This is a genomic window from Acinetobacter sp. NIOH-H-8 (genome assembly GCF_046635365.1).
Lineage (GTDB): Bacteria > Pseudomonadota > Gammaproteobacteria > Pseudomonadales > Moraxellaceae > Acinetobacter.
In genome coordinates this window covers 1-6,588 of the sequence record NZ_JBHDVN010000086.1, presented here as the reverse complement: position 1 = coordinate 6,588, position 6,588 = coordinate 1, and the positions used below count along the sequence as shown (strand labels likewise).

The window sequence follows — 6,588 nt, the reverse complement described above, 5'->3', positions numbered from 1 at the left end:
ACAGTTACCACAGTTACCACAGTTACCACAGTTACCACAGTTACCACAGTTACCACAGTTACCACAGTTACCACAGTTACCACAGTTACCACAGTTACCACAGTTACCACAGTTACCACAGTTACCACAGTTACCAGAAGTTAGATGAAGGTGACAATACTCACATGGGAATAAATCATAGAAGTTGATAGTTGAATAGAAGTGATAGAAAGTAAGTTTGTCTCAATAAATACATATGTAAAAGTTCATAAGACCTTTAGGTGGTCAATGTAAGTAAGTTAATTAAATTTACAGGAAGATCTTTCATAGGTATAAAAGCAGAGCAACCATTAAATTAGTTATAAGGAGGGGAGCCCTCCTTATTGTTTTTAGAACGTTTTACGATTTTTCTCATTTACATCCTTTTGTCTGCACTTCTCTTTTAAGGCTGTATCCTTTATTTCTTCGTCCATGAAATACAATCCACATTCCTGATCAGCTATCCAGAAATTTGCATCCCAAAACTTATATTCATCAAATTCACCGTGAATTTGAGGGCCGTATTTTTCATTTTTATCTGTTTTTGATCTAAACCCAAACATTGTTAAATGAACTTGGTTTCTCACGGAAGATGGAAAAATCGTTTCTGCTGCCCGTATCATATTGAAAAAGTTACCCGAGGTCTTTTCTGTAAATGATTTAACAGAGGTGAGATATGTATCAATCCAGATCAGTAAACTACCCCGTGGTACTGTATCATATACATTGGATTCTGCTATTTCACGGTACGGGTTTAGTGATAATCCATAAAAGTGTAGATTTTTATCCTGTTTTAGGAATGGAACAACATTACTTTCAACATCTTTAAGTGATGCCGCAGCAGCCATATAAACAATATTCTTATAGTTCAGGGTTGGCTTCCTGATCAGGATATTATTTGCCACCATAGTTCCCATACTATGCCCAATCAGCGTGATTTCCGGTGTTGAAGGTGAACTGTCTACCTGATCTAGGAATTTATGTAATGCTGTTTTTGAATTTTCATTTTTAGCAAATGCCGAATCTTTAGAAATTAAAAGCTCTGTCCGGCGTGAAAGTGAATTCCACGTTCCCCGACCAAAACCGTCTACAAATGGCGCAGTGCCAAACTTGACTGGATTGGCGTAACCCACAATGTCTTTGTAAGTTAGTCCTCTAACGTGACCAGAAGCATTCACATTGAATTCTTTGGCTGCGAAAAGGCGATCTAAAGCATCGCCATAAGCTTTTTCTTCACCTGTTTGTCTACGAATCGGTAGAGTGAATTGAGTCATGCCAGCATCTATAGTAGCTCTAGGGGCATTCGCTACACTACGAGCTACATCATCAACTAGGATGAAAGGCGAAGTTAACGGCCCAACAATTTTTCGTCTTTCCCCTCCACGGACAAAGAACAGATGATCAAGATAATTGGTAAAAGGGCCAGCTTGCCATCCGATCACCAGGATGTAACTGTCTTTGTCCTGATCATAGTATTTGAGAATCTGGTTGGCTTTTTTTGTCGCATTCTGGTAGGTATTCAGGCCACCATGAATAAAGATTGTGAGTTTATTCGTTGAAGAATTTTCAAAGGTTTTTAAAATCTCATTTACATAATCATCTTCGTTTTTAATTACCTTTTTAGTATAGGGGTCAATTAAATCACCGTTCTTATCAATATAAATGAGATGCTGTTTTAATTCATTTTTGCTGGCCATTGTTTTCGGTGTTTTTGCTTTGTTCTGTAATGGCGTTAAAGAACATGCTCCTAAAAATAATGATATCGATACAAGTATAATATTTCTCATTTTCATATTATTATTTCCTTTATGGATGTTCATTATTAAATTTATATAGTGTTGATCTTTTGTTGAATTTATTTTTTTAATCAATAGTTAAATAATATTATCCTAAATTATTAAGTAATTTTTGAATAATCATATTCCTCCCCAGTTTCTTTAAAAAGTATAATTATTAATATATATTTTAAATTTATTGAGAATAAACATACCACTACTTTGCTTCAGCTATGAAGATTTTGTAGAAGGTATCCGTGCCGAGACAGATGATCAGGGTAAGCTTAACTATAATGTAGAGCCTGGTGTATTCAAGATTGTGTGTGAGCGTGCAAAAGAAAATAAGAAAGTAATGCAAGATTTAGGTGTGAGACCAAATGCTGTTGTATGGAAGCTCTCAATGGGTGATTTATCAACACGTCAATACTGCTTTGAACATGGACAAATGCGTGTAGGTTGGGGGCAAACTGGTAATTTGCTAGATGAGAAAACCAAATATAGTGAAGGCTACAAACAATTCAGTTCTACAGACCACCATACATTGGAGCAGTTTGTAAGCGGTGTTGAAATTGGGGATGTTGTTTTATGTTTAAAGAGTACAAATGAAATATGTGGAGTGGCCGTAGTCACAGATGATTATTTTTTTGATGAGAATCATCCCGAGGCTGTCAGAGAGGATTATTTGCATTGCCGTAATGTAAATTGGATTCTTAAAGATATTACATTCAATATCCGTTCTTTGAATGGTGGCGTGGGCTTAACTCTAAAAACAATGTATCGATTATGGCGTTTTACATGGACTGATCTATTGCAGGAATTAAATAAGGCAGGCTACTTATTGGATAAAGGTAAGGACGCTAAGCAAGATCCTTATGTTTTGATTATCGATGAAATCAACCGTGGCAATATCTCTCGTATCTTTGGTGAATTAATTACGCTCATTGAAGATTCTAAACGACAAGATGCAGATGAAGCATTGTCAGTAATACTACCTTATTCCAAAAAAGAGTTTTCTGTCCCAGATAATGTCTACATTATTGGCACAATGAACTCATCAGACCGTTCGCTAACTGATCTCGATATTGCCTTGCGCCGTCGTTTTACCTTTATTGAAATGCCACCAAAACCGGAACTTTTAAATGAAGTGTTCGTAGATGGAGTGAATATTGGAAGATTGTTAAATGTGATCAATCAGCGAATAGAAGTTCTTTTGGATCGTGATCATTGTATTGGCCATGCTAACTTTATGAGTCTAAAGAAACAGCCAACGTTAGAGCATTTAACATCGATTTTTAAACAAAAAATCATTCCACAACTGCAAGAATACTTCTTTGATGATTGGTCGAGGATCAATATGGTGCTCAACGCAAATGGCATGCTTCAACCAAAAGCAATAGTGCGTTCGACCTTGTTTCCGAACGTTAATGCCGAATCTGATAGTTTTATTGAGGAGCAGCAAACGTGGGAGCTAGTAGAATCTGCATTTGATTCAATTGAAAGTTTTGCCATGATTATCAAGCATTAATCGGAGAGATTTATGCCTGATTTTATCGTTCGAGAATATGCCTTCATCAGTGCTGCTTATGAAGGTTGTCCTGAATCAAATCTGGATCATGCCTATATCACTCAATCTGCATTTGAGCATCTATGTGAACTGTCAGCATCATTTTCCAGGCATGGTACAAAAGTTTTCGAGCTGGCAGGTCGCAGGAAGTTGAAGCTTGATCAATACGTAGGTGTTATTGAAACACCGTGTGGTACTCGTATTGAAATTCTTCCCAAGCATATTGAGCTGAACGGCGTGGATGATCAGGAGATAATTCAGCAGGAACGTAAACTGCTTCAGAAAATGCTCAGTGTATCCTTGCACTTACCTTTTAGAGAGACGGGTGCCGCTAATCTAAATCGATTCAGGCAACCATTACATGAGTGGATTATTTCTCAGTTTCTATCCTCATTTGAACGTTTGGTTCAGCGTGGTTTACGTTTTGACTATAACCGAATACAAGAGGCACAAAAGTTTTTACGTGGGCAATTACAGCATGTGAAATACATGCGACAACCACCCACCAAGAAGCATATTTTTCCAATTGAGCATGATGTCTATGAAATCAATCGTCCTGAGAATCGTCTGATTCGTACAGCATTAGAAGTGGTCTGTAAAAAGACCAAAGATGCGAGTAATTGGAAGCTTGCTCAAGAACTACGTTTGATGACGAATGAAATTCCGCGTAGTCAAAAGATACAGCAAGACTTTAGACAATGGCAGTCAGGGCGCTTGCTTGCGCTCTATGCAGAGATTCAGCCATGGACTGAACTTATTCTTGGTGAGTATATGCCTGTGTCCACAAAGGGTGAATGGCGTGGTATGAGCTTATTGTTTCCAATGGAAAAGCTTTTTGAATACTACGTGGCTTATCATCTGCGCCGTAATTTACCTGATTGTAAGGTGAGTACACAGCATGCTACCGAGCATATCTGTGAACAACAAAAGAGCAAGATATTCAAACTCAAGCCAGATATTTTTATAGAGCGATCTAAGGCTAAAAGTATTGTAATGGATACCAAGTGGAAGCTGATTGATCAAAATGATCGTGGTGGACGTTATGGCTTAAAGGACAGTGATATTCAGCAGATGTTTGCTTATAGTCATTACTACTTGGATCATGAAAGTGAAGTGATCTTGGTTTACCCATATCGAGCTGATAAATTCACTCAACCATTAGATGATTTTGAGTTTAGGAAAACCAAAGGTGCAAGGCTGAGAGTGGTGCCTTTTAACCTTGATGAACCGAATAATTTTAAAATTTCTTGAATGTAGTTTGTATTGTTAAGTGCAAGATTTTGTACTTAACCTCCCAAAATTGCTTGTTGAGTGCAGATTTAAGTACTTAATGGGAACTTCATAGATATTTGGTGAATAAAGGTAAATGGCATATCTTTAAGGTAGCTTATTAATGCTTTAAACCTTAAATGAAATTTCATCATAGTGATAATCCAGCTTACATTGCCGAAGTACTTGGTCAGCGTTTAAAACGAGCACGGTTGAATCGAGACATGACACAAGTAGAAGTTGCAGACAGAGCTTGGGTTTCAAAAAAGACTGTGCTAAAAGCGGAGAAAGGAGATGTACGGCTAGCTGATCTGATTGCCATTTTACGGGCTTTGGAAATGCTTGATGAGCTCGATTCGTTTCTACCTGAGCCTCCTTTATCACCAATCCAACTTTTGAAGCTACGTAGTAAAATACGTCAACGTGCATCAGGTAAGAGCGAAAAATCTAAGAATGAAAGTCATCAATCTTTAGATTGGTAGTATTGATTCCATAAAGAATCAGGGCTCGAATACTGAAAACTAAGATATAAATACAAGACTGAGAAAGATTTTTTCTAATTGTGGTGGTGAATTAGCTCTGGTATTACTGTTTTTATTTCTACTTTAATAACTATAAGTTGTTGATTCTATTTACTGTAAAAGAATTCTACTTTAGATATTTTGTTTTGGGTGAGAAAGATTTTTTCCAATTGTGGTGGTGAATTAGCTCTGGTATTACTGTTTTTATTTCTACTTTAATAGCTATAAGTTGTTGATTTTATTTACTGTAAAAGAATTCTACTTTAGGTATTTGTTTTGGGTGAGAAAGATTTTTTCCAATTGTGGAGTCGAATTAACCTTGGTATTACCGTTTTGATTTCTACTTTAATAACTATAAGTTGTTGATTCTATTTACTGTAAAAGAATTCTACTTTAGATATTTTGTTTTGGTTGAGAAAGATTTTTTCCAATTGTGGAGTCGAATTAACCTTGGTATTACCGTTTTGATTTCTACTTTAATGACTATAGGTTATTGATTCTATTTACTGTAAAAGAATTCTACTTTAGGTATTTGTTTTGGGTGAGAAAGATTTTTTCCAATTGTGGAGTCGAATTAACCTTGGTATTACCGTTTTGATTTCTACTTTAATGACTATAAGTTATTGATTATATTCACTGTAAAAGAATTATACTTTAGGTATTTGTTTTGGGTGAGAAAGATTTTTTCCAATACCATCCATCTTATCTTGCCGAAGTACTTGGTCAGCGCTTTGAACGTGCCGGTTGAATAGGGATATAACACAGTAAAAGTTGCCGACCGAGCATGGGTTTCGCAAAGGACTGTTTTAAAAGTAGAGATGTGATATTTGACTGGCCATGACCTAATTGCTATTTCCGAGCTTTGGAAATGCTGAATTAAAATGATTCATTTTTGCCTTGGCCACCCTTATCTCTATTCAACCCCCAAAGTTGCTGGGAAAGATAAGGGAAAGCGCCTCAGGCAATAATAAAATTAAAACTAAGGAAACCAATTCTAAATCAGATTGGTAATATTAAAACCCAGATAAAGATTCAGGCATTAACAACTTAAAATTTCTTTTAATTTTATTAATATCATAATTGAAATTACCTTCATCAATGTTGTTTTGAATCCACACAAAAATGGCATCCATATTGTGATATCTTCTGCTAACACCTAAGTAATCACTAATACCAATCCCTGGTTGAATGTTGAGCTCCTTAATTAGTTGTTTACCTAAATCTTTGGCCTGTTGAGAGAGTATTAAAGAAGGATTAATCATATTATTAATTCCTATTTTTATAAGGTAATTTATATTAACCCGCTTAAAAGCATGGCAGAGTAAAACTTGAAGTGCGACATAAACCACCTAATTAATTTAAAGGGTTTATGGAGTATATAAAATTGTCATACCATCATCTTAACTTTGAAGATCGTACTGCATTAATGCTTGAGTCAAGA

At 36.0% G+C, this 6,588-nt stretch carries 4 protein-coding genes and 1 pseudogene; 3 read left to right on the top strand and 2 right to left on the bottom strand.

From position 1 onward, the window contains the following. Positions 1–368: 368 nt before the first annotated feature. Entirely contained in the window at positions 369–1,811 is a 1,443-nt protein-coding gene (locus ACEWB7_RS16790; protein WP_411580981.1) for an alpha/beta hydrolase, read from the bottom strand. Positions 1,812–2,652: 841 nt separating this feature from the next. On the opposite strand from ACEWB7_RS16790, the pseudogene ACEWB7_RS16785 reads away from it, so the two are divergent. The 3 genes and pseudogenes from ACEWB7_RS16785 to ACEWB7_RS16775 all read left to right on the top strand — a co-directional run. Continuing rightward, positions 2,653–3,318, top strand: a pseudogene (locus tag ACEWB7_RS16785) (McrB family protein); the annotation flags it as partial. A gap of 12 nt (positions 3,319–3,330) precedes the next feature. Continuing rightward, the gene (locus tag ACEWB7_RS16780; protein ID WP_253170938.1) at positions 3,331–4,608 is read left to right on the top strand and encodes an McrC family protein; all 1,278 of its coding nucleotides are present in this window, start codon (positions 3,331–3,333) and stop codon (positions 4,606–4,608) included. A 158-nt stretch (positions 4,609–4,766) separates the two neighbouring features. Beyond that, positions 4,767–5,108: a helix-turn-helix domain-containing protein gene (locus ACEWB7_RS16775; protein ID WP_411580980.1), complete on the top strand. Its 342-nt coding sequence runs from the start codon at positions 4,767–4,769 to the stop codon at positions 5,106–5,108. A 1,052-nt stretch (positions 5,109–6,160) separates the two neighbouring features. Here the strand turns inward: ACEWB7_RS16775 and ACEWB7_RS16770 are convergent. After that, entirely contained in the window at positions 6,161–6,409 is a 249-nt protein-coding gene (locus ACEWB7_RS16770) for a hypothetical protein (RefSeq protein WP_180012451.1), read from the bottom strand. Positions 6,410–6,588 lie beyond the last annotated feature (179 nt).

Coding starts and splice junctions, on each gene's coding strand:
- ACEWB7_RS16790 (WP_411580981.1), bottom strand. CDS start 1,811: ATGAAAATGAGAAATATTATACTTGTATCGATATCATTATTTTTAGGA.
- ACEWB7_RS16780 (WP_253170938.1), top strand. CDS start 3,331: ATGCCTGATTTTATCGTTCGAGAATATGCCTTCATCAGTGCTGCTTAT.
- ACEWB7_RS16775 (WP_411580980.1), top strand. CDS start 4,767: ATGAAATTTCATCATAGTGATAATCCAGCTTACATTGCCGAAGTACTT.
- ACEWB7_RS16770 (WP_180012451.1), bottom strand. CDS start 6,409: ATGATTAATCCTTCTTTAATACTCTCTCAACAGGCCAAAGATTTAGGT.